The organism is Nitrospiraceae bacterium (assembly GCA_019637075.1).
Taxonomy (GTDB): Bacteria; Nitrospirota; Nitrospiria; order Nitrospirales; family Nitrospiraceae; genus JAHBWI01.
This window is the reverse complement of the sequence record JAHBWI010000001.1, coordinates 449,375-471,393: the sequence shown is the minus strand read 5'-3', so window position 1 is coordinate 471,393 and position 22,019 is coordinate 449,375. Positions and strand designations below refer to the sequence as shown.

At 60.9% G+C, this 22,019-nt stretch carries 24 protein-coding genes; 11 read left to right on the top strand and 13 right to left on the bottom strand.

Annotated elements, in window-relative coordinates:
* Positions 1 to 2: 2 nt before the first annotated feature.
* Positions 3 to 1,064 (top strand): GAF domain-containing protein, encoded by a 1,062-nt coding sequence (locus KF814_02245; GenBank protein MBX3234948.1) that lies wholly within the window; start codon positions 3 to 5, stop codon positions 1,062 to 1,064.
* Between the two features lie 8 nt (positions 1,065 to 1,072).
* Here the strand turns inward: KF814_02245 and KF814_02240 are convergent, their stop codons facing one another.
* The 7 genes from KF814_02240 to lnt form a co-directional block, all read right to left on the bottom strand.
* On the bottom strand, positions 1,073 to 1,678 hold the full coding sequence (locus KF814_02240) for a hypothetical protein (protein MBX3234947.1): 606 nt from the start codon (positions 1,676 to 1,678) through the stop codon (positions 1,073 to 1,075).
* 48 nt (positions 1,679 to 1,726) lie between these two features.
* A complete protein-coding gene (gene traF, locus KF814_02235) occupies positions 1,727 to 2,944 on the bottom strand; it encodes a conjugal transfer protein TraF (protein ID MBX3234946.1) in 1,218 nt (405 codons plus the stop codon).
* A 99-nt stretch (positions 2,945 to 3,043) separates the two neighbouring features.
* Positions 3,044 to 3,706 carry an ABC transporter ATP-binding protein gene (locus KF814_02230; GenBank protein MBX3234945.1) on the bottom strand — a complete coding sequence of 221 codons (663 nt, stop codon included), beginning with the start codon at positions 3,704 to 3,706 and terminating at the stop codon, positions 3,044 to 3,046.
* A 150-nt stretch (positions 3,707 to 3,856) separates the two neighbouring features.
* A complete protein-coding gene (locus KF814_02225; GenBank protein ID MBX3234944.1) occupies positions 3,857 to 5,134 on the bottom strand; it encodes a lipoprotein-releasing ABC transporter permease subunit in 1,278 nt (425 codons plus the stop codon).
* A 2-nt stretch (positions 5,135 to 5,136) separates the two neighbouring features.
* Positions 5,137 to 6,618: a lysine--tRNA ligase gene (gene lysS / locus KF814_02220; protein ID MBX3234943.1), complete on the bottom strand. Its 1,482-nt coding sequence runs from the start codon at positions 6,616 to 6,618 to the stop codon at positions 5,137 to 5,139.
* A gap of 110 nt (positions 6,619 to 6,728) precedes the next feature.
* A protein-coding gene (prfB, locus tag KF814_02215) for a peptide chain release factor 2 (protein ID MBX3234942.1) occupies positions 6,729 to 7,872 on the bottom strand; the annotation gives its coding sequence in 2 pieces (ribosomal slippage) (positions 6,729 to 7,802 and positions 7,804 to 7,872; 1,143 coding nt in all).
* Between the two features lie 21 nt (positions 7,873 to 7,893).
* On the bottom strand, positions 7,894 to 9,420 hold the full coding sequence (gene lnt / locus KF814_02210) for an apolipoprotein N-acyltransferase (GenBank protein MBX3234941.1): 1,527 nt from the start codon (positions 9,418 to 9,420) through the stop codon (positions 7,894 to 7,896).
* A 269-nt stretch (positions 9,421 to 9,689) separates the two neighbouring features.
* On the opposite strand from lnt, the gene KF814_02205 reads away from it, so the two are divergent.
* The 4 genes from KF814_02205 (at position 9,690) to KF814_02190 (ending at position 12,213) form a co-directional block, all read left to right on the top strand.
* Positions 9,690 to 10,133 carry an IBR domain-containing protein gene (locus tag KF814_02205; GenBank protein ID MBX3234940.1) on the top strand — a complete coding sequence of 148 codons (444 nt, stop codon included), beginning with the start codon at positions 9,690 to 9,692 and terminating at the stop codon, positions 10,131 to 10,133.
* Positions 10,134 to 10,337: 204 nt separating this feature from the next.
* On the top strand, positions 10,338 to 10,658 hold the full coding sequence (locus tag KF814_02200; protein MBX3234939.1) for a hypothetical protein: 321 nt from the start codon (positions 10,338 to 10,340) through the stop codon (positions 10,656 to 10,658).
* Positions 10,658 to 11,806: a glutathionylspermidine synthase family protein gene (locus tag KF814_02195; protein MBX3234938.1), complete on the top strand. Its 1,149-nt coding sequence runs from the start codon at positions 10,658 to 10,660 to the stop codon at positions 11,804 to 11,806. Before KF814_02200 ends, KF814_02195 begins: the two co-directional genes overlap by 1 nt.
* Positions 11,803 to 12,213 carry a DUF350 domain-containing protein gene (locus KF814_02190; protein MBX3234937.1) on the top strand — a complete coding sequence of 137 codons (411 nt, stop codon included), beginning with the start codon at positions 11,803 to 11,805 and terminating at the stop codon, positions 12,211 to 12,213. The genes KF814_02195 and KF814_02190 overlap by 4 nt, the downstream gene beginning before the upstream one ends.
* Positions 12,214 to 12,338: 125 nt before the next feature.
* Here KF814_02190 and KF814_02185 read toward each other — a convergent pair whose 3' ends face one another.
* Positions 12,339 to 12,590, bottom strand: a complete 252-nt coding sequence (locus KF814_02185; GenBank protein ID MBX3234936.1) for a hypothetical protein — start codon at positions 12,588 to 12,590, stop codon at positions 12,339 to 12,341.
* 157 nt (positions 12,591 to 12,747) lie between these two features.
* On the opposite strand from KF814_02185, the gene KF814_02180 reads away from it, so the two are divergent.
* The 5 genes from KF814_02180 to KF814_02160 all read left to right on the top strand — a co-directional run bounded on the left by KF814_02180 (position 12,748) and on the right by KF814_02160 (position 15,442).
* The gene (locus KF814_02180) at positions 12,748 to 13,701 is read left to right on the top strand and encodes a hypothetical protein (GenBank protein MBX3234935.1); all 954 of its coding nucleotides are present in this window, start codon (positions 12,748 to 12,750) and stop codon (positions 13,699 to 13,701) included.
* An 18-nt stretch (positions 13,702 to 13,719) separates the two neighbouring features.
* Positions 13,720 to 13,875, top strand: coding sequence for a hypothetical protein (locus KF814_02175; protein ID MBX3234934.1), 156 nt, complete (start codon positions 13,720 to 13,722; stop codon positions 13,873 to 13,875).
* A 152-nt stretch (positions 13,876 to 14,027) separates the two neighbouring features.
* Complete coding sequence (locus KF814_02170) at positions 14,028 to 14,963, top strand: hypothetical protein (protein MBX3234933.1); 936 nt, start codon at positions 14,028 to 14,030, stop codon at positions 14,961 to 14,963.
* A gap of 84 nt (positions 14,964 to 15,047) precedes the next feature.
* Positions 15,048 to 15,227, top strand: coding sequence for a hypothetical protein (locus KF814_02165; protein MBX3234932.1), 180 nt, complete (start codon positions 15,048 to 15,050; stop codon positions 15,225 to 15,227).
* Positions 15,228 to 15,277: 50 nt separating this feature from the next.
* Entirely contained in the window at positions 15,278 to 15,442 is a 165-nt protein-coding gene (locus KF814_02160; protein MBX3234931.1) for a hypothetical protein, read from the top strand.
* A 120-nt stretch (positions 15,443 to 15,562) separates the two neighbouring features.
* On the opposite strand, the gene clpX is transcribed toward KF814_02160, so the two are convergent.
* The 4 genes from clpX to KF814_02140 all read right to left on the bottom strand — a co-directional run bounded on the left by clpX (position 15,563) and on the right by KF814_02140 (position 18,397).
* A complete protein-coding gene (gene clpX, locus KF814_02155; protein ID MBX3234930.1) occupies positions 15,563 to 16,840 on the bottom strand; it encodes an ATP-dependent Clp protease ATP-binding subunit ClpX in 1,278 nt (425 codons plus the stop codon).
* Positions 16,841 to 16,919: 79 nt separating this feature from the next.
* Positions 16,920 to 17,261, bottom strand: a complete 342-nt coding sequence (locus KF814_02150) for a PilZ domain-containing protein (protein MBX3234929.1) — start codon at positions 17,259 to 17,261, stop codon at positions 16,920 to 16,922.
* Positions 17,258 to 17,698 (bottom strand): VanZ family protein, encoded by a 441-nt coding sequence (locus KF814_02145; protein ID MBX3234928.1) that lies wholly within the window; start codon positions 17,696 to 17,698, stop codon positions 17,258 to 17,260. The genes KF814_02150 and KF814_02145 overlap by 4 nt, the downstream gene beginning before the upstream one ends.
* Before the next feature lie 186 nt (positions 17,699 to 17,884).
* Positions 17,885 to 18,397: a pyridoxamine 5'-phosphate oxidase family protein gene (locus KF814_02140; protein MBX3234927.1), complete on the bottom strand. Its 513-nt coding sequence runs from the start codon at positions 18,395 to 18,397 to the stop codon at positions 17,885 to 17,887.
* Positions 18,398 to 18,645: 248 nt separating this feature from the next.
* On the opposite strand from KF814_02140, the gene aepX reads away from it, so the two are divergent.
* Positions 18,646 to 20,277, top strand: coding sequence for a phosphoenolpyruvate mutase (gene aepX, locus KF814_02135; protein MBX3234926.1), 1,632 nt, complete (start codon positions 18,646 to 18,648; stop codon positions 20,275 to 20,277).
* A gap of 132 nt (positions 20,278 to 20,409) precedes the next feature.
* Here aepX and pyk read toward each other — a convergent pair whose 3' ends face one another.
* Positions 20,410 to 21,849 carry a pyruvate kinase gene (gene pyk, locus KF814_02130; protein MBX3234925.1) on the bottom strand — a complete coding sequence of 480 codons (1,440 nt, stop codon included), beginning with the start codon at positions 21,847 to 21,849 and terminating at the stop codon, positions 20,410 to 20,412.
* Positions 21,850 to 22,019: the final 170 nt, after the last annotated feature.

Sequence of the window (22,019 nt, the reverse complement as noted above, 5' to 3'; positions counted from 1 at the left end):
ACATGGCAGCTCCTCGCCGGAAGACCCGACGACCCTCGACCAAGGCACCACGCAAGAAGACCGCTCCGAAACGATCCGCCGCTTCCTCCGCTGGTCGTAAGACCCGTTCCACTCGTTCCTCCGTCCCTGCTCCCGAGCAATGGATTTTCACTCTTCAGCAGCGCTTGCTGGAAACCGTCAGCAGTTCTGAAGAAGAAGGGCGTTCGCCGATCGGGGTCGCCGCGATGTTCGTGCAGCAGTTTTGGCAACTGACGAACGTGAGCGCGATCGCGATCTACGTTCGGGACGAGCAAACCAAGGAAATGACCTGCTTGGCGGAAGCCGGGAGCGGGGATGCGCCTCTGGCCAAGGAGTGGCAGGAGGTGCTGGAAAAGGCACAGCGGGACGGGCAGGCGTCGAGCGGCGAGCTGCGAGCCTTTTCGCTTCACCGCGTAGGTCGACTCGAGGGACTCATCCTGATCCATACGGGCGAGACTGCATCGGCGGACCGGCGGAGGATTCTGGACACGCTCGCCATGGTCCAGCCTTGGTTGGCGGTCGCCTTGGACCACGCCAGGTTGACCAGGAAATATGCCGCGAAGATTCTCAGGATTCAGCACCTCGAGCAGGTGAGCGATGTCCTGAATTCGGCTCTCACTGAAGACGACAAGCTGAGGCGGGCGGTGGATGCCGCCGTGCGGCTTTTGGAAGCCGAGGTCGGCGCCTTGTTTCTTGCCGGGGAAAATACCGCCCTGCAATTGCGCGCGGTGGCGGGAGAGCGGGCCGAGTCGATCAAGGGGTTGGAGTCACCGACGGCCGCCGGGGTCGTGAAAAGCGGGCAGGCGATCCTCGTCAAGGACGGAACCCAAGACAGCCGGCTGCCCGCCGCCTCAGGGTGGCAGAGAACCGTGCCGGTTCGAACCTTGGTGTCGGTGCCGGTGCGAGCGGGACAGGAGATGGTCGGCGTGGTCGAGGTCGTCAACAAGCGCAGCGGCAAGCCCTTCAGCAATTGGGACTTGCTGGAGCTCTCCAGCCTGTCGAACCAATTCGGCCTGGCGATCGAGAATCTGCGATTGAAAAAGTAGGAGGAGGCTTACCGCTTCTGCGGCGGCATGTACTTGATCATGTCGGTGGCCAACTTCGTGGCCAGGTCCCGCATGTCGGGGCGGATGAACAGATAGCTTTCCTGCACTTGGTGCCGCGCCTTCCACACGATGGCGCCGTTCACGGCGTCTACCAAGCGCATACTTAAGCCCACACGGGCGATGTTGTCGCCTTCCTCTCGGGTATATTCCCAGGCGTTCACCTTCACCACTAACAGGGAATCCGCGCCGAGCGCTTGGCCGATCTTCACGGCCGAGGACTTATCGGACTGGCCGGTCGTCTCCATGCGGGAGAAGTAGGTCACTAGGGCGTCGAAGGCGTCCTTCGTGGTTTGGAAGGTGTCCGTGACCTGGTCCGGAGGCACGACCTTTTCCACACGGCGGCTCTTCACGAGTACCTTGGCCACCACTTCTTCCACGTCCTCCCGGGCACTGTCATAGGCCCCGGAGATCGGGAGAATCGCCATCGTTTTCGGGTAGAAACCCCTGGCCGCCGGACCTTCCCACATTTCTTGGAGGCCGCCGCAACCGGCGAGAAGGGTGATGAACAGGAGTGCAAACAGGGATCGCCAGGTCTGTTGAGTTCTGGATTTCATAGGCTCTGTTGTAAGTGTATCAGAATGAGTCAAAAACGTTGAGATGGACTAGAACGTCATCGCGATCGACCCGGAAGCCAGAGCCGCCTGGTCTCTGAAATCATACCCGCCGCCGATATCGATGCGCAAGGCAAGTATACGTAATCCGAAGCCAAACGTAGGAATAAATGGGGTCTTTGCATCCTGCATGTTCTTGAAAGCGCCCAGCCGGAATGAGAGGAGCTCAGAAAGGATCGTCTGTTCGGCCCCGAGGCTCAGGATTTGACTGTGGAGCCCGGGCGTCAGGGTGCTGTTCTTGGTGATGTCGATATCGGAGGTCAACGTCAGCGAGTTATAGGGGTTGATGGCGACACCGGTTCGCACCTGTGGAAGGAGCTTGAATTTATCCCCGTTCAGCGCGTCGAAGGTCGGAGCGTTGATGTCCTTGGCTACGATGCCGGCGCGCAACCAGGATGACGGCCGAAACATGGCGCCGACGTCGATGCCGACTGCGGTCGAGAGCTTGGCCCGCCCGATGTCCTCGAAGACCTTCACATCGTCGCTGGCCCCCCGGATATTGGTCGCACCGGTATAGGCGGCGCCCTGAATGATCTTGCCGGTGACACCGATCGAAAACATCCGGTCGGCGAATGCATAGGCGTATGACAAGGCCGCCTGGCGCGCCTCAAGCCCATTCATGGCCAACTGGCCGTTGACCGTGAGGCTGGTGCCGCTGTTCGTAAAACCCACCGGGCTGCGCACGAAGCCGCCGGCCGTCGCCACGTCGGAGACATTAAAGCCCAGCGCGTGTTCGCCGAAGTTGCCTTTGACGTAAAACCCGCCCGAGGCCGCTGCCTGCAGATTGGTATTCGGTCTATTGATACGGTCGACCAGTTGCTGGAGTTTGGCGATGTTGCCCGCGGAGGTGTCGTTCAAGTTCAGGTGATTGATTTCCTTCACCGTATCGAACACGTCGCCCCGGTCGACGATCTGGCCTCCGCCTTGAATCCGAATGTCGAACTTCTTACTCATCGCCATCCCGGCCGGGTTCCAGTAGGTGGCCAGGGAGTCGGTCGTCGTGGCGACACCGGCGCCGCCCATGCCGATCTGGCGGGCTCCGACCGGAACGAATTCCACCGCTTCCGCAGCGAGCGGACTAAGAAACAAGACCAGCAACGAGAGGATGCGAACTGAGGTCCTATTGAGCATAGGTGTGAGGTTTTCCGTAGTCGAGCAATGCTCGGTCAGTCTACGCAAACCAGCCAAACCCGTCAAGAAATTGCGCATCTATTCAGTCTCCGATCGCGAGGTGCGGGTGAGCATGTATTCGGGGGAAACGTCTCCTGGTCGCTTGCGTCGCAGGTCACCCATGTACGGTCACTACCGCTAGACGATCATGCCGTCCTGCATGTGAATGATCCGATCCGCCTGCGCCGAAAGTTTGTCGTTGTGTGTGACGATCACGAAGGTGGTGTTGCGGGATCGGTTCAACTGCCGGAGCAATCCGAAGAGGGCATCGCCGGTGTGGGTATCGAGGTTGCCGGTCGGTTCGTCGGCTAAGACGAGGTCAGGCTGCTGCATCAGGGCGCGGGCCACGGAGACACGCTGTTGCTCGCCGCCGGACAATTCCCCCGGCTTGTGATACAGCCGATCGCCGAGGCCGACTTCGCGGAGAAGCTGAGTCGCTTCGGCCTCCGTCTGAGCGGGATCGCGCTGCTGGATCATCGCGGGGAGGCAGGCGTTTTCCAGCGCGGTGAACTCCGGCAGCAGATGGTGGAATTGAAACACGAATCCGACGCGTTTGTTGCGGAACTCCGCCTGCTGCTGCTCGCCGAGCTGAAACAGATCCTGCCCGTCGAATGAGACTGTGCCCTTCGTGGGCCGGTCGAGGGTTCCCAGGATATGCAGCAACGTGCTCTTTCCCGCTCCGGACGCCCCCACGATCGCGATGAATTCGCCGCGTTTGATCTCAAGGTTGATGTGGTTGAGCACCACCAACTCCTGACCGCCCATGGGGAAGGATTTATAGAGATTGACGACCTGGATCATGAATCTGTCGATCTACTGATCTCGTGATTGGGTGAATGAAGGATCTTCTCAGCGAGCATCAAATTGTCGATCTGATGATGTGTTGAGCGAATAGTTTTTAGAAAAATCAATTGCCAGACCACCACATCAGCAAATCGTACGTTCCGCCGTCTATTCGTACCTCAGCGCGGCGGCGGGATCGAGCTTGGCGGCCTGCAGCGACGGGTAGAGCGTGGCGGCGAAACTGATCACGATGGCCGAACCGGCGACCAGGAACACGTCCTCGCTCAGGACATGCACCGGAATGCGCGAGATGTAGTAGACCGTCGGGTCGAAGTGCCAAAAGGTCTGGATGAGCCAAAGGAACGCGTAGCCCAACGGGACGCCGATGGCGGCTCCGGAGCAGCCGATGATGAGGCCGTTGAGCATGAAGATGCGCATGATGCCCTTGCGCGTCGCTCCCATCGCCTTGAGGATGGCGATTTCCCGTTGTTTCTCCGTCACGATCATCGTCAGGGTGCTCACGATGTTGAACGAGGCGACGATGGTGATCAAGACGAGCAGGAGAAACATCATCGTTTTCTCGAGCTTCAACGCCGAGAACAGGTTTCGGTTCATCTGCATCCAATCGCGCGCCCAGTAGTTGAACCCCAGCGTATGTTCGATACTGCGGGCGACATCCGCTGCGCGGAACACGTCGGCCACCTTCACCTCGATGCCGGTCACGGCGGCGCCCATGTTGAAGAATTTTTGCGCTTCGCCCAACTCGATGTAGGCCAGCGACGAGTCATATTCGTACATGCCGGATTGAAAGATCCCTGCCACGACAAACTGGCGGATCTTCGGCGTCATGCTTGCCCCGGTGACGGGCCCGACCGGGGAGACGACGTTCAACTGGTCGCCCGGAAACACGGACAGCCGCATGGCCAGTTCCTTGCCCAGGATGATGCCGGGGCGCATGGCCGAATCCGGTCCATTCGGTTCCCGTTCTTTCTCGGGGATCGTGACCTTGACCGAGTGTCCCAGGTCGTCGAGACTTCCGGCCACCATATTCTTGGCCAATTCGGTGACCTTGCCCTCGCGGGCCGGATCGATGCCGCGCAGAATGATGCCCTGGACCCCGGACTGTGACGTCAGCAGCACCTGGCGGAAGATGAAGGGCGTGGCCGCGACGACCTCCGGGACCGCCTGGACCTTGGTGACCTGTTCGTCATAGTCCCCCATGGACTCCTTGGTCCGGTCGTTCACCATAATATGGGCGGTCGTGCCGAGAATCTTGGCCTGGATGTCTTCCTTGAAGCCGGTCATGATGCCGACGGTGCCGATCAAGGCGGCGACGCCGAGCGTGATACCGGTGATGGAGACGACCGTATTGAAGGAGATCGTGCGGTTGCGGCGTTTCGCGCGCAGGTACCGGAGGCCGATGAAGATTTCGTACGGTAAGGCCATCCTTATTTTTCCGGCCGAAGTTGCGGGAAGAGGACCACATCGCGGATCGAGGCCTGATTGGTGAACAACATTACCAAGCGATCGATGCCGATACCTTCGCCCGCCGTCGGCGGCATCCCATACTCGAGGGCCCGGAGGAAATCCTCGTCCACCAGGTGGGCTTCTTCGTCGCCCGCCTCGCGCTGCTTGGCCTGGGCTTCGAACCGCTCGCGCTGATCGAGGGGATCGTTCAACTCGGAAAAAGCGTTGGCGATCTCGCGTCCTGCGATATAGAGTTCGAACCGGTCGGTCAGTGCCGGGTTGCTGTCTTTGCGGCGAGCCAGCGGAGAAATCTCGATCGGGTAGTCGGTGACGAACGTCGGCTGCTGCAGCTTCGGCTCGACTGTTTCTTCGAAGATCTCATTCAAAATGTTCACGAGCGACTCTTTCGGAGACACTTCCACTCCTAGGCGTTTGGCCGCTGCCAGGGCTTCATCCCGGTTGGTGAGGACGCTGGCCGGCAGCCCGTTCACTTCGAGAATCGCTTGGTGGTAGGACCAGCGCCGCCAAGGCGCGGCCAGGTTGATCTCGGCTCCCTGGTACTCGATGGTCGTTTTTCCCAAGATTTCCTTCGCCAGGCGGCTGACGAGTTCTTCCGTCAACACGATTAGGTCGTGGTAGTCCGCATAGGAGACGTAGAATTCCAGCATCGTGAATTCCGGATTGTGGATCGTCGAAATGCCTTCGTTCCGGAAGTTCCGATTGATCTCGAACACCCGCGGAAAGCCGCCGACGATCAAGCGCTTGAGGTACAGCTCCGGCGCGATGCGGAGGTACAAGTCGGCAGCCAAGGCATTGTGGTGTGTGACGAAAGGCTTGGCCGCGGCGCCGCCCGGGATCGGATGCATCATCGGGGTTTCCACTTCGAGGAAGCCTCGCTCGATGAGAAAGGCGCGGATGCCCGTGATGATCCGGCTGCGCGTGGCGAAAATCTCGTGCACCTGCGGATTTGCGATCAGGTCGACATAGCGTTGCCGATACCGCGTCTCCACGTCGGTGAGACCATGCCACTTTTCCGGCAACGGGCGGAGCGCCTTGCTCAGGAACGTCAGTGTCTTGGCCTCGACCGTGAACTCGTTGGTCTTGGTGCGGAAGAGGACGCCGGTCACGCCGATCCAATCGCCGAGGTCGAGCCCCTCCGCGATCTGGTGGGCCTGATCGCCCAGCGTATCTTTCTTGAGATACACCTGCAGCCGGTCCGATCCGTCTTGCAGCACGGCGAAGGCGGCCTTGCCGAATCGTCGCAAGCCTACGATGCGGCCTGCGATCGTGCAACCGATCTGTTCCTGCTCGAGTACGTCTTTGGCCTTTTCGCCGTGAGCGCGGATCAACTGGCCCGCGCGGTCCTTGACCTCGAAGCGAGTCCCGTACGGCGCCACGCCAAGCTGGCGCAGGTGGTCTAATTTCTTGATCCGCTGTTGGCGTTGATCGTTCTGTTCATCCATTGGTGTCGTCTTTCGTCTCTTGTCTCTCGTGAAGCGCGGGAAGTGAGCCCCGATGATTGCTCGCCCGTCTTGGGTACGAGATACATTGCACGCTTCACGAGCGACGTCGGCTAGAGTTCCTCATCCTTCAGCGCGGTCGGTTCCGGTGCCTTGCCGCCCGCGAGTTTGCGCTTCAAATAGGCTTCGATGAATCCGTCGATATCTCCGTCCATCACTGCCGCGACCTGGCCGACCTCGTGCCCCGTGCGGTGATCCTTCACCAATTGATAGGGCTGGAACACGTACGACCGGATCTGGCTGCCCCAGGCGATATCTTTCTTTTCGCCGACGATCGCATTGAACTCGGCTTCTTTCTTCTGCTGTTCGAGCTCGAACAGCCGCGCCTTGAGGATCTTCATCGCGCCCATCCGGTTCTGCAATTGCGACCGCTCGTTTTGGCACTGCACGACGATGTTGGTCGGAAGGTGCGTGATGCGGATGGCTGTCTCGACCTTGTTCACGTTCTGCCCACCGGCGCCGCCGGCTCGAAACGTATCGATACGCAGGTCCTTGTCGTCGATTACGACTTCGACGTCATCATCCAACTCGGGGTAGACGAAGACCGAGGCAAACGACGTATGGCGCCGCTTGTTGGCGTCGAATGGGGAGATGCGGACCAATCGATGCACGCCGGCTTCCGCCTTCAGGTACCCGTAGGCGTAGGGGCCGGATACGGACAATGTCGCGCTCTTGATACCGGCCTCTTCGCCGGGGAGAAAATCCAGCGTCTCGACCTTGAAGCCCTTGCGCTCCGCCCAACGCACATACATGCGCAAGAGCATCTGGGCCCAATCTTGGGATTCGGTGCCGCCGGCTCCGGGGTGGATCGAGAAAATGGCGTTGCTGCCGTCACGCTCACCGGACAACAACAGCTCGATGCGTTGCTGTTCGACGCCCTGTTCGAGGCGAGTCAGTTCAGTGGCGAGTTCCTGCCCCAGTTCATCATCGCCGGACTCGGCGGCCAGTTCGAGCATCGCGCCGATGTCGCCGTGGCGACGCTCGGTTTCCTGCCAACGGGCCAGTCCCCGTTCGAGCACGGCTTTGCGGCGATTGAGTTTGGCGGCGCTCTGCGGGTCTTTCCAGAAATCCGGACGGGAGGTCTTCTCGTCGAGCTCCGTCAGTTCGGTCGTCATGCGATCGAGGTCAAAGATGCCCCCGTAACTCCGCCACCAATTCCCCGACGGCTCGCACACGGGTCCGAATTTCATCCAACAACATGGCACGGTCCTTTCTGGGTCAAGCTGGGCGACCGGCCGGCGTCTCACCGGCCGGCTCGGGTTCGGAGCCCTGGAAGAAGAACCCTTTGAGGCACAAAAGCGCCGCGATTATAGCACAGCCATACGCAAAGAGATCACCATATCGCGCGTAAAACGTCTGCTGGTGGCCGACGGTCAGGGTCCCTTTCCATGCGCCTTGGGTGAATATCGGCGAGGCTTCCGTGACGCGACCGTAGGCGTCGATGAAACCGGAGATGCCGGTGTTGGCGGCGCGTGCAAAGGCCACGTGGTTTTCCACGGCGCGAAAGACCACCATGCCGAAATGCTGATAGGGGGCCGAGGAAGGACCGAACCACGCGTCGTTGGTTACCGTCACCATGAAATCGGCGCCGTTGGCGGAGAATCGGCGGACGAGGTCTGGAAAGATGACCTCGTAGCATATGACGACACCGAATCGGAGATGGAAATCCGGCGCAGTCGCTGCGGCCGCCATCGGAGGTAATTTCTCGCGCGGTTTGAACATGAGCAGCGTCGGGCCCGGGCCCGGTTCGAAGTCGCCGATACCTTCTACCAGCTTATCCAGGAAGAAGAGCACCGAGTTGTGCAGCGGAATGTATTCGCCGAACGGGACGAGATGTTGCTTGTCGTACCGTCCCAGGATCTGCCCGTCGGTGCTGAGCAGGTAGGCGCTGTTCATCAAATAGGGACGGCCGTCCGGGTAACGGCGAAGGGCCGGGCTTCCGAAGAGCAACGGCGCTCCAGCCCGTTGCGCGATGTCCGTGACGAGCAGGCGGTATTGCGGCTCCATGTCGAAGACGAACGGCGTCGCCGCTTCGGGCCACACCACCAAGTCGAGGTCCTCGCCGAGCCCCTGCGTGAGGCGCTGGTACCGATTCATGGTTTCCTGGCGGAAGGCAACGTCCCATTTCTGGGCTTGATCGACGTTCGGTTGTACGACGCCGACGGAGATGGTGCGAGTCGGCCCCTGTTCCGCCGAAGAGAGCAGGGTCGTGCCATAGATGAGCGCGACCGTGAAGGCAGACCCCGCCGCCACCGCGGAAGGCCAGGGATAGGATCGGATCTGAAAGCCCCGGTATGCCTTGACGGACCAGAGCAGCCCTTCGGCTATCGCCGTGTTGACGAGTACGAGCAGGAACGAGACGCCGTACACCCCGAAGTGGTCCGCCATCTGGATGATCGGCAGCCATTGATACTGCGAATAGCCGAAGAGGGACCAGGGCAAGCCGGATAAAAAATACGTGCGGATGAGTTCCAGCGCGACCCACAGAAACGGAGCCGGTAACAGGCCGAAGCCTGGCCAGGCGTTCCTGATCGATGCCAGGATACCGGCATACAGAGCGATGTAGAGGCCCAGATAGACCGTGAGCAGGAGCATCACGAGGATGGCGATTCCGAACGGCACTTTGCCGTACACATTCATGGCCGTAATGACCCAGAACATGGAACCGGTAAAGGCCAGGGTCCCGCACAACCAGCCGGCTCGGAAGGCCCGGCGCGGCTCGCTCATCTCGATCGCGATATGCATAGGGACGAGGGCAATCCAGGCCAAGAATCCAAGATCAAATGCTGGAAAGGACAAGGGGTACAGAATGCCGCTGAGGCAGGCAAGCAGAATGAGGCGGCCCCTGGAGAGAGTCATCACCACGTAACTTAACGAAACCGTTGAGTTGTTTCAACCGCGGCTTCCGTGGCCTACAGGGAACCTCCCGCTACCCCAGGTGTTCGACCTAGGGTGGCACCTAGGTTGAACGGCCTCTCTAATAGGTCTATATGCCTGGTCGCGTGAGTGGAGTCATGACGCGGATCTGTCCCACACCCAACTGCGGCGCCGTAGTTGTTCCGGACAACATCCGGTTTCCGGATGGCTTCGACGAACGGAAGGGACTCATTCATGTACGATGTCCCCGTTGCACTTCCGGTGGAGTGGTCGCACCGGACGGCCCGCAGCTCGTCTTTCGGCTGGCCTACCAGTACGTCTTCGCGTTCGGGGCGGCGTCCGACTCCGTAACGGTTTTGGTCACCCTCAATACCCAACGACTGTTCGCATGGGCGGGGTTTGCGCCGGAACTGTTGGCCCGCCACGCAGCGGAATGGATTATGTTGAGGGGGCGAGGAGAAAAAGTCATCGCGCTCGCGCTGGATCAGCCGCAGTTCCCCGACTTCTTCGAGTACGTCCGTATGCACCTTGTGACGAATCCCATGCCTGCTGGACCCCTGCCAAACCGACCGGTACACTGACGCTCCGACTTTATTCGGCCGCCTCTCTGAAATTTGCGAACATTCGTTGCCCGCGTGCAGTCGCTAGGCCGGCCGGCTAGGTCGGTCTCTTCTCGATGCTTTGCGTGCATCCTCGTACCTGCTAAGATGGCGCCGATCAGACCGGCCCCAGGTATGACGCCACCGGACAGCGACGCATCGCCCAACAGAAAACGATCCCGCCATGTGCGATTGGTGCTCTTGGGTACCACTGTCTTGTTCGCCCAGGGATGCGACAACGCTGCCGACAATCGGCCCCTGTACCAGAGTCGGGAAGAATGTCTGCGGGAATGGAATGCCCCCGACTGCGAGCCGGCTCCGTCGGGCTCTTCCCATGCTTCAATCCGCTACCACGGCCCCCAAGGCGGGTACACGATCGATCCCGACGGCCGGGCCAGGCGCACCGGCGAAGAGCTGCGGAACGTCCCGCGCAACAGCCGAGCATCCGGAATCGTCCGGGGCGGATTCGGCCAGTCCTCACGACACTTTTCCGGAGCGCATAGCTGATGCAACGGCAACCTTCGACGCCGCGCCCCCAGTGGGAGAAAGAACTGGAGGAGATCGGGTTCACCTTTCATGGCCTTGACGGCGGGTACTGGACGGAAGATGCCTGCTATGAGTTGATGCCTCGCGAGGTGGACGAACTCGAATCGGCGACGGCGGAGTTGCACGAACGCTGCTGCGAGGCGGCAGGCCGCATCATCACAGGCCGGCGCTTGGATCAGTTGCGGATTCCGACGGTCTGGCATCAGGAAATCATCGAGTCGTGGGAGGAGGATGAACCGTATCTCTACGGGCGGATGGACCTGGTTTACGACGGGACCGGCCCGCCGAAGTTGCTCGAGTACAACGCCGATACACCGACGGCGCTGCTGGAGGCGGCCGTGGCGCAATGGCATTGGTTGGAAGCGGCGCGGCCGGGCGCGGATCAATTCAATAGCCTCCACGAGCGGCTGATCGAGCGTTGGAAGACGGTGCGAAGCGCTCTGTCGACGGATGAGCTCCACCTGACGGGGCTGTCGGAAAGCGAGGAGGATACCCAAACCCTGGCGTATCTCACAGACGTCGCGCAACAGGCAGGATTCCGCACGGTACCGGTGGCGATTGATCGCATCGGCTGGGATCCGCGACTGCGGGAATTCGTCGATGAATCGGACCATCGCATCGAAGCGTTGTTCAAACTCTATCCCTGGGAGTGGATGATCAACGAACCATTTGCGCCGCACCTGCTCGAGGCTTCGCTCTACCTGATTGAACCGGCGTGGAAGATGCTGCTCAGCAACAAGGGGATCCTGGCGTGCCTGTGGGAATACTTTCCGGACCATCCCAACCTGCTGCCGGCATACCTCGAGTCGGATCGGCTCACCGGCTCGTATGTGCGCAAGCCGCTCTGGTCGCGCGAGGGTGCGAACGTGACGATCGTCGAGCCGAGCGGACGGACGGAAACCGAAGGAGCCTACGGCGCCGAAGGCTTCGTGTATCAGGCCTATCAACCGCTTTCGCACTTTGACGGATGGCATCCGGTCATCGGGTCCTGGGTGATCGGAGACGAGCCGGCCGGCATCGGCATCCGTGAGGATCGAGACCGGGTCACACACAACCGCAGCCGCTTCACACCGCATTACTTCATGCCGAAGGAGAAAAGAAGGTCATGAGCATACTCAGCGAGACCTTGGCGACCGTGCCGAATTTTTTGCTCCACCTTGTCGCCTCGTTCCTACTATTGTCGGCGTTCGCCTGGGCCTATACGCACTGGACTCCCTATCGGGAGATTGCACTGATCCGGGCCGGCAATGTTGCCGCGGCCTGCAGCTTGGGCGGGGCGCTGTTGGGATTTATCCTGGCGCTCGCGACGGTGAGCGCGCACACGTCGAACGTGCTGGAACTGACCCTGTGGGGACTCATTGCGGGGCTGGTGCAGGCTGCCGTGTATGCGCTGGTGCGGCTGTTCATCCCGGATCTTTCGAAAGGGATCGAAGATGGCGTGACCGCGCAGGGCGTCTTGCTCGGCTTGCTCTCGATCGGGTGCGGGATCCTCACCGGCGCCTGCCTGACTCCGTGACGAGCGTGGCGAACAGAGTCCTCGGAGGTACCCCTCCTCCAGAAGCGGCGGCGCACGCGGCTTCACGCGGTATTGACCACCTTTTCCGGCAGGCGTAGACTACCCTCATTCTTCAGCACCACCCTCTAGCAGGTGGTCACATGGTCCTCCGTGGCGAACATGACCGACGGTGCGACCACGATGGGTGTGCCCAGGCTCCAGCGACTCCCGGTTTCCTTCACCATCACCACGACATCACGGTTGATTCCTTCGCTGCTCCATCGCACCGCGCGCGGATTCTCATTCAGGAATGTCCGGACTGCGGCCGAGTGCATTTGACCATCAGGGCCGCACCCGGTTGCGCCGTTCCGCGCACTGTTCCGACGATGGCGCGCCATGCGCGGACGGCTCATGACCAACCCCATCACACTCACATGAGGAGGAATGACGCGTGATTGCCGACCTAGCGTATCGACAGGGTGAGGTGATTCCGGCAGGCCGCTGCGTGGTGCCAGAACCGCGTGCCGACGTGCCCGAATCCGAAAGGAGGGCATCATGGGCAGAAAGTACGAGGTCGTCGACGTTCTAGCGGCCGTCGGATTGGCCGCCACGTTGTTCGGAGGGTATCTACTCGTCACGGCGGCCGACGGTTTTTGGCAACGACCCCCGGTTCCTGTCTCGGTCTCCGCCACCGCTGCCGACCTCAGCGTCGGCATCCAGTATCTCCAACCAGTTCTCGGTCAGGCCATCGTCGACGGATTCATCCGCGACCGCGATGCGGCGGCGACAGTGTCGGCTGCCTCCGAAGAATTGGATCTTGCCATCGAGGACTATCAACGGATCAGCACCACGCTGCTGAGTCCGCTGGCGCTCGCCGAGCTGACCGCGATGGGGCAGGCGGCGGATCACCAAGTGCGAGTCCAATACGTGATGGGCAGAAATCTCGTGAATGAAACCCGTCGTGGAGTCCGCAGCGGTCTCCTCTCGCCCATGTATTACGGAAGCGCGTTCAATGCGGAGGTGATTCGCAGGACCGAGGCGCTGGGCCGCCGCATGGATGAACAGTTCGAGGCGGGCCGGCAGCCGATGTTGGGGCGCATGATCGTGGAGTCGGCACAGGAAGAGACCAGGCTCGACGCGGCGGCGCAGGAGCGGATCGCGCTCGCCGTCATCAGGCAAGCCGCTGCCGAGGCTGCGTATGAGGAGGCGACGGCGGCCGACCAGGCGCAATTGGCGAGCGCCACGGTGGCGGCCATTCGCAGCAATGCGTTGCAGGAGCGCCTGGATCGCCTGGCGATGTTCGACGCGGAGGCGATCGAAGGCAGACCCGCTGTGGCCCACACTCGCATCACGCCGGACATTCACTACGGGTATCTGATGGCGGCCTGCCTGGGTTTGATTGCGTTGTTCGTGGGCGCGCTCTCGCTCGTGCGGCGGCGGGCCGAAGACGACGCCATGCCGATGTGGAAAGTGGAAACGTTGTTACGCCTGCATCGATCCACGACCTAAGTGGAGGGGAGGCCGGTCATGACCTGGGAAAATTGGGCGATTGCGATTGGGCTCGGCGCGCTGCTCATGGTGATGTTTTTCGCGATGGAGTTGCTGTATGCGTCGGCGCGCCGGGATCTGGGACATAACGTCGGGAAGGAGCCGGGGCCGCATCCGACCGCTTCGCGTGGATGAGGACGGGGCCGGCACGAGCGTCGGATGTGGCTCTGATCAACGGTGGGCGCCGTCACGCGGGTGCCGTATTGCCGACGGAGCTGAAACACCGGGCAAGACGCCGCCGGGTGGAAGTCGCGGGCAGGACGCCTCGATTCCCAAAGGAGGGCATCATGGGACGCAAGCATGATCTCATAGACGTGATGGCAGCCATCGGCCTCGTGGCCACCCTGGTGGGAGGTTATGCCGTGGTCATGGCGACCAACGGTTTCTGGCAGCAGACCGAGTCGATCGCGATCGCGTCGCCGACGCCGGTCGGTATCGAAGCCGGGATTCAATGGCTGCAGCCGGCCATCGGACAGGCGATGCTCGATGAAGAGTTGCTGGGGCGTCAGACCGCCCGTACCCTGGCGAGTTCGTTCGCGGAGTTGAAACGCGCGCAGAATGCGCAGCAGCGGCTGGAAGATCTGACATTCAGCCCGCTCGGAGTCGTCGAGATCGGTGCCGCCACGATGGAGGCGGACCATGCGGCGCGCATGCAGTGGGTTATGGGGCATTCGATCATCAATGGGACGAGACAAGGCATTCGTGCGGGAATCCTCTCCGCGGATCAGCATGTCTCGAACTTCAATCGTGACCTCATCCGTACGGCGGAACTGAACGGCGATCGCATGCATCGGGCGTTTGAAGACACCCACCAAGCCTACCTTGGGCAGAGTATCGTTCAGGCCGCGCTGGATGAAGATCAACAAATGAGCAGCAACCAGGAACGGATCGGGCATGCGCTCCTCCGCGTCGCGCTGGCGGAGGAAGCCTATGGGGAAGCTAGTGGTCTCAACCAGTATCAGTTGGCGACGGCGGCCATGGCGGCCGTACGGGCGAATGATGCCTACGGCGCGATGGGAGGCGGCGGGGCAGGAGAGTTGGTGGCCGAGGTCGAGCCGCGCCTGTGGCAGGACATTCCGGGCAGATATGTGGCGGCAGCCTTTGCCGGCCTGGTCGCTGTGTTTTGGGGTGGAATGGCAATGGCGGCCCGCAGGCGGGAAGAGGAAGCCCTGGCAATCGAAAAGGTGGAAACCCTTCAGCGTCTGTATCGCATGACGGGATAGCGGCTAGCATAGGCTGGTGTGCGGAGATGAGACCGTCAGTCGGCCGAGGTCAAGGCGTCGGCCGGTCCAACCAGGAGGTGATTCATGTCCTGGGGATATTGGGGCATCGTCCTCGGAGTCGGGACGTTGGTCATGCTGTTCTTCGCCACCATGGCGATCATCTATTCCAAGCAGAGCGAGTCGGCGACCCGACATAAGGAAGATGATCGACAGGAAGCGCTCCCAGCTGCGGAGGGCCGCAGCCGGAGCAGAGCGGCGGCATAGACTCGAGGGTGAGGCGACTGCGGAAGGCACGAGCCGGCAGGAGGTGCAGCATGGTCGAGATCATCGGATTGGGCACGATCGTCACGTTGGTGTGGCTGTTGGCCTGGGCGATGGGGACTGAAGCCGATTCCGAACGGCTGCACGGCAGTCACGGTTCGGTGTCCCATGCGTCCAATACCGCCGTCGATCACGACCGCGTACGGCACGCCGCGTAAGTGTGAGTGTCCCCGAAGCCGACCGTTGACGGCATGACTGGAAGGACTGTCCTGCGGGGCAGTCCTTCTCGTTTGTGGTGATAGTACGGGAAAAGGCAGGAGACTGCCGAGGGGAAGTCGTCAAACGAGGATGGTGGGGTGATCGAGTCCGGCGATCACGTCCTCCGTAATCAGCACGGTCTTCACATCTTCTCGGGCCGGGACCTCATACATCACATCCAACATCACATCTTCCAGAATGGTACGGAGCGCTCTGGCGCCGGTCTTCATCAAGGCCGCGCGGCGTGCGACGCTCTTAACGGCACCTTCGGTGAACCGGAGGTCCACGCCGTCGAGTTCGAAGAGGGCTTGGTACTGTTTGACCAGCGCATGCCGCGGCTCCGTCAGGATGCGGATCAATGCCGGCACGTCCAGATCGGTCAGCGTGGTCAACACGGGGAAACGGCCGACGAACTCAGGAATGAGCCCGAACTTCAGCAGGTCCTCAGCCTTGACCAACCCGAGCAGGTCGGAATGCCCATCGGTGACAACTTGTGGCGCCTCGGCGCTGAAGCCCATGCGCCGCTCCGAGGTGCGGGATTCGATGATGCGATCCAGCCCGACGAACGCGCCTCCGCAGATAAAAAGAATGTTCGTGGTATCGACGCGAATGTAGTCTTGCTCCGGATGTTTGCGCCCACCCTTGGGCGGCACGTTGCAGATCGTTCCCTCAACCAATTTCAACAACGCCTGTTGCACGCCCTCGCCGGAGACATCCCGAGAAAGGGATGGATTCGACGCCTTGCTCGTGATCTTGTCGATTTCGTCGATGTAGATGATGCCGGTCTGGCAGAGCGGCACGTCGTAGTCGCAGTTCTGCAAGAGCTTGAGGACCACGTTTTCCACATCCTCGCCGACATAACCGGCCTGAGTCAGCGTCGTGGCATCCGCGACTGCGAAGGGCACCTTGAGAATTTTGGCGAGAGTCTGGGAAAGAAGCGTCTTGCCGGTCCCCGTGGACCCGATCATCAGAATGTTGCCCTTCTGCAACTCGACATTCGTCAGGCGGTCTCGGTGCAGAATGCGTTTGTAGTGGTTGTACACAGCGACGGACAGCACGCGCTTGGCCCGGTCTTGTCCGACGACGTATTCATCGAGGATCGCCTTGATGGCAGGGGGCTTGGGCAGTTCCGTCGGGAGCGTAGAAGCAGGAGGAGGGGCGGTGGGGGATTTCTTCAGCGAATCGGCCCAGGTCCTCAGGCACTCATCGCAAATCGAAATCGGCTCGGTCGTCCGGCAGGAGCGGCAGGAGAATTTCGTGGGACTCGGAACCAGGCGCTGTTCGGAGGATGGGCGTTTGCCGCAGAGGGGGCAAGCCTTGATAGGGTCGTCCGCGGGATGTCGTGTTTCCCAGAACATGGAGCACCACGTCCCTTCACGAAGCAAATCCGCCGACCTGATTGTAGGCTTCTTGGGGAGGTGGTGCAAGAGGGCATGGTCAGTTCAGGCAGGACCACAGACCCGGTAGCATGACCCTTGCCATGGACTTCAGTTCGTCCTCCGCTTGGGGAGGTACCGAAGAAAGCGAGATCCCAAAGTCAGATCCCCTGACCCATCGCACCGAAGCCCGTCGGATCAGTATCGGGATCTCCGGAGTCGGCTGGATGATGATCACGACCAACTCCATGTCCACCGTGACGAGTTCTTTCCCGCGAATGCGTCCGCCGGAGCTGTTGAAGTCCTCGGCGACGCCGATGGTTTGAAACTGACCGTTGGAATAGTACACGGGGCACTGCAGGGGAATTCTGCGGGCGCGGCGTTCTCGAAACGTTTGGTTCATCGGGACCACAATCCTTTCCGTGAACGGGCCGGGCCGGACCGCCGCGCCGGGACCGGCTGCGACGAGGGTTGCATGGCCCATGCTTGAATGAGCAACAGGCTGCTTGCCACCACGGCACCGGTGGCGTCGGAAAGCAGGTCGGCCAGCGAAGCTTCGCGACCTGGGACATGGCTTTGGAGCAGTTCGGTATAGAGGCCGAATAGGCACGTGACGCCGAGACCAGTCGCGATCGATGCGGAGAGGGACCAATCGGAGCGGCGTAGGCCCCACATGATGAGATACGCCAACAGGCCGTAAGCGGGCAAGTGGGCCTGGTCGCGCCGATCGGCTGGGATCAGATCGAGGAGAAATCCGGAGAGACCGAGGCCGGGGGTACCGACGGCGAGGATCACGAGCAACAGCATATAGCCGAGGGTCACGGGGACGAATAACTTCATGTCGTGAAACCTTCCGATGGGGGTGCTGCGAACTTGTGCAGGCTATAGTGAGGCGCGGTCGGCGCACCATCGGCCGTTTGGGAGGGCGTACCTACTTCCGGGGGGAACGCAGCGAAAGGGCCCGACGAATCGTGATCGATGAAGGAAAGATGGCGTGGGAAACAACCGGCGTGAGAACTTGCTCGCTTATGGTTTCTTATCCGGCGCCTGATGTTTCCAGGTGGCGGGGGCGGAGGCCTGGGCCGTATAGGCTTGGCCGAAGCCCAATACGAGGTGGGCATCCTGCATCTTCAACTCCCACAGCGAAAAGTCCCCGAACCCAAACATCATTTTGGATTGCGGAAACTTCTCCTGGTAGCGCTGTCGTACCGCCTCGTAGGACGAGTCCGTTGGCGCGAGAACGGCTGCCTTGCCTTGCAGGTTCATCCGTTGAAGGGCAAGCGGGTTTTTCCCCGGACCGTCCGGCTCGGCGATGAAGAGGCTCACGCGGCCATCGGCCAGCAGGTGTTGGGTATGGAAGGCAAGCCGGCTCAAGTGCAGGTAGACCCGCGACCAGTCGGTGCCGATGAGATAGGGCACATGCGACCCGAAGGGACGGCCGTTGCGGAGCGTCAGGAGCACTCCGGTTCGAACCTGTTCGGCCAGCTGAGTCCAGGCGGTTTGCACCGCGTCGTTCGACATCGCGTCCGGCATCGACATAGATGGAGCTCCTTTCACCAATGGGTCCCATTGTAAGGGAAAATCTCCGCTGACCCATGAAATTCCTATTTGAGGCGCGGCTCGGTTCCTGGTCTCAGCCTGCGCGCCTGCCGACCGCTACAGGCTCCTCACCCCGCCTGGGAGTGATTTCTGATCTGAAAAAGGGTATTCTCCAGTGCAAATCACAGCCGGAGTCACGCAGGTCCGACTGTCCCGGTCCCGAAGGTGTGAGAGACGAAAGGGAATTCATGAGTTCGACGCCGCCGATCAGCACCGCCAAGCAGTTCCGGAAGTTGCTCACCTCCGACCAGCTCGAGTTCATCTGTGAAGCCCACAATGGGCTGAGCGCGAAGATCGTCGAGGAGGCCGGCTTCAAGGGCATTTGGGGGAGCGGTCTGTCGATCTCGGCCCAGTTCGGCGTGCGCGACAACAATGAGGCCAGCTGGACACAGGTGTTGGAAACCCTCGAGTTCATGTCCGACGCGGTCCGGATTCCGATCCTCCTCGACGGCGATACGGGCTACGGCAACTTCAACAATATGCAGCGCCTCGTCCGCAAGCTCGAGCAACGCAACATTGCGGCGGTGTGCATCGAGGACAAGCTGTTTCCCAAGACCAACAGTTTCATCAAAGGCGGGGCGCAACCGCTGGCGGACATGCAGGAGTTCTGCGGCAAGATCAAGGCGGGGAAAGACGCGCAGACCGATCCCGATTTCTCGATCATCGCCCGCGTCGAGGCCTTCATTTGCGGCTGGGGGCTGGCGGAAGCCTTGCGGCGTGCGGAGGCCTATCATGCGGCCGGAGCCGACGGTATCTTGATCCACAGTGCGCTGTCCGTCCCGGACGAGATCTTGGCCTTCAAGCAGGAGTGGGGGAATCGCTGTCCGGTCGTGATCGTCCCGACCAAATATTACGCCACACCCACCGAAGTGTTCAGGCAGCAAGGATTTTCCATCGTAATTTGGGCCAACCATTTGCTGCGCTCGTCCGTCGCCGCCATGCAAAAGACGGCTCGCACGCTGAAGGAGCAGCAGCACCTGCTGTCGATCGAGGATAAAGTGGCGCCGGTCTCCGAGATCTTTCGGTTGCAGAACGCCGGCGAGTTGCAGGAAGCGGAGGAGCGGTACCTGCCACGCGGCGCCGAAGGGACGACGGCCATCGTACTGGCTGCCTCCCGCGGTTCCGAACTCGGCGAACTGACCGAGCAACAGCCGAAGACCATGGTGAAGATCCAGGGCGTGCCGATCCTCACGCGGATCGTCGATGCCTACAACGCCGTGGGGATCAAGGACATCACGGTCGTGCGCGGCTATAAGAAGGAGGCGGTGAACCTCCCCAACCTCAGCTATGTCGACAACGACGACTTCGCGCAGACCGGCGAATTGGATTCGTTGCTGAAGGCGCTCCGGGCCCGCAAAGGCTCACCGCAAAGCACGATCGTGTGCTACGGCGATGTGCTCTTCAATAGGTACATTCCTCAAGGCCTCTGTCAGGAGACCGATGACCTGGTGGTGTTCGTGGACAGCAATTGGCAGGAAGAGAGCCGCTACGCCAGGCTCGGCGGGTTTGCGGAATGTTCGCTCCCGAACACCAGGCGCGCCTTCAATGCCAAGATCTACTTGAAGCAGCTCGGCGATGTGCCGCCGTCATCCATCCATGGTGTTTGGATGGGGTTCTTGAAGGTCTCCCCGAAAGCGCTCGGCATCGTCACCGACACCGTCGCCGAACTGCTCGCGGACCCTGCCAACCGCAAGGCTTCGATTCCCCAACTGCTGCAGCTCTTGTTGAAGCGCGACCAGCCCATCCGTGTGCTCTATACGGCCGGCCACTGGCTCGACATCAACAATCTCGAAGACGTGATTCAAGCCGGCAACTTCTGAACGACTCAAGCCGCTGTGGCCGGCTGCGTCCGCGCCTCCCAATCGAATCTTCTTTCTCCGTCGACTGATCCTGTCAGGGCGGTGCTGCGTTCCGGCAGGGGAGCGGTCGGGCCGTCGAGATCCGCTGCCGGCCTAGCTCGGCCGATACTGGACTTCGAGCGCCGGTTCCTCGGAGGGAATTTCACGGATCTGGATGGAGTCCACGCGCTGTTGCGCCAAGACGTCGGAGATGATGACGACCTTGTCGCCGACCAGGAACTGCTCCCGATCTTTCAAAATGCGAAAGGCTGTCTGCAGCGTCTTCTCCGGATCGGCGCTGAAGTCGATCTTGAAGGGAAACACGCCGCGATTGAGCATCATCGTCCTGCGCGGCTGGCTCATGTTCGTGAAGGCATAGACGTCGGTCGAAGAAGACCGGCAATTGGACACGAAATCGGCCATCAGGCCCCGTCTGGTGATCACGACGATGCCTTTCGCTTTGATTCCCTCGGCCAGTTGAACGGCCGCTGCCGCGAGCTGCTGCTTGTTGCCGAGGTCGCGTAGGCCCTTGGCAAACTGTAGGCCGGGGATGGCTTCCGATTTCAGCGCGATCTTGCACAGGTATTCGACGCACTTGATCGGATACTTGCCGACCGTGGTCTCGCCGGACAGCATGACGGCGTCCACTTCCTCGTAAATGGCGTTGGCGACGTCGGTGACCTCGGCTCGGGTGGGGTGGGGACTGTTGATCATCGATTCGAGCAAGTGCGTGGCGACGATGACGCGTTTCCCGCGCTCGGCGCATTTTCGGACGATCGTGCGCTGGACGTTCGGCAGGTCTTCGAGGTTGATCTCCACGCCCAAGTCTCCGCGCGCCACCATGACCCCGTCCGCTTCCTGAATGATTTCGTCCAGGTTACGAACGCCTTCCTGATCCTCGATCTTGGCAATCGCCTTGACCCGCCCGACACGATCGCCCATCAGCGATTTGAGTCGGCGGACGTCTTCCGCCTCGCGCACGAACGACAGGGCGATGAAGTCCACGTCTCGTTCCAGGCCGAAGAGAATGTCCTTCGTGTCTTTCTGTGTGATCGCGGGCAAGTTGACGCGAATGCCCGGCAGATTGACGTGGCGCTTGCTCTTCAGGCGTCCGCCGTCCACCACGCGGCAGCGCATGTGGCGTTCGGTCTTCTCCAGCACTTCGAAGTTGATCAACCCGTTGTCCACCGTGATCTTGTCCCCCACATTGACCTGTTCCAGCAAGTCGGCATAGTCGATGTGAATGGAGCTTTCTTCGACGTCCGTCGTGCCGCGCGTCGTGACGGTGACGACAGCTCCCTGCCGAAGGTCGAGTTCGTTGGAGAGGTCACCCGTGCGGATCGCGGGGCCTTGGGTGTCCAGAAGAATGGCAATGGGGAACTTGAGTTTCTTATTGAGCGTCTTGATGTGATGAATGACCTTGGCGTGGGAGTCGTGGTCGCCGTGGGACATGTTCAGGCGGGCGATATTCATGCCGGCCTCGTACAGTTTCTGCAACATCTCGTAGGATTCCGTTGCGGGACCGATGGTGCAGATGATGCGGGTTTTTTGCATGGCGGCCTCCGGGAGCCTGGACGATCTCGTGAATGCCGAGGTGTGATTCGACGACCGCGCTCACTCGCGAGAAAGGAAAAAACGAGGCCATTCTACTTGTTCTCCCGAGGCTCGTCCACGATCGAGTCGTCTCACGGTGTCGCGAAGTGAGACAGGGGCCGGCCGCAGTG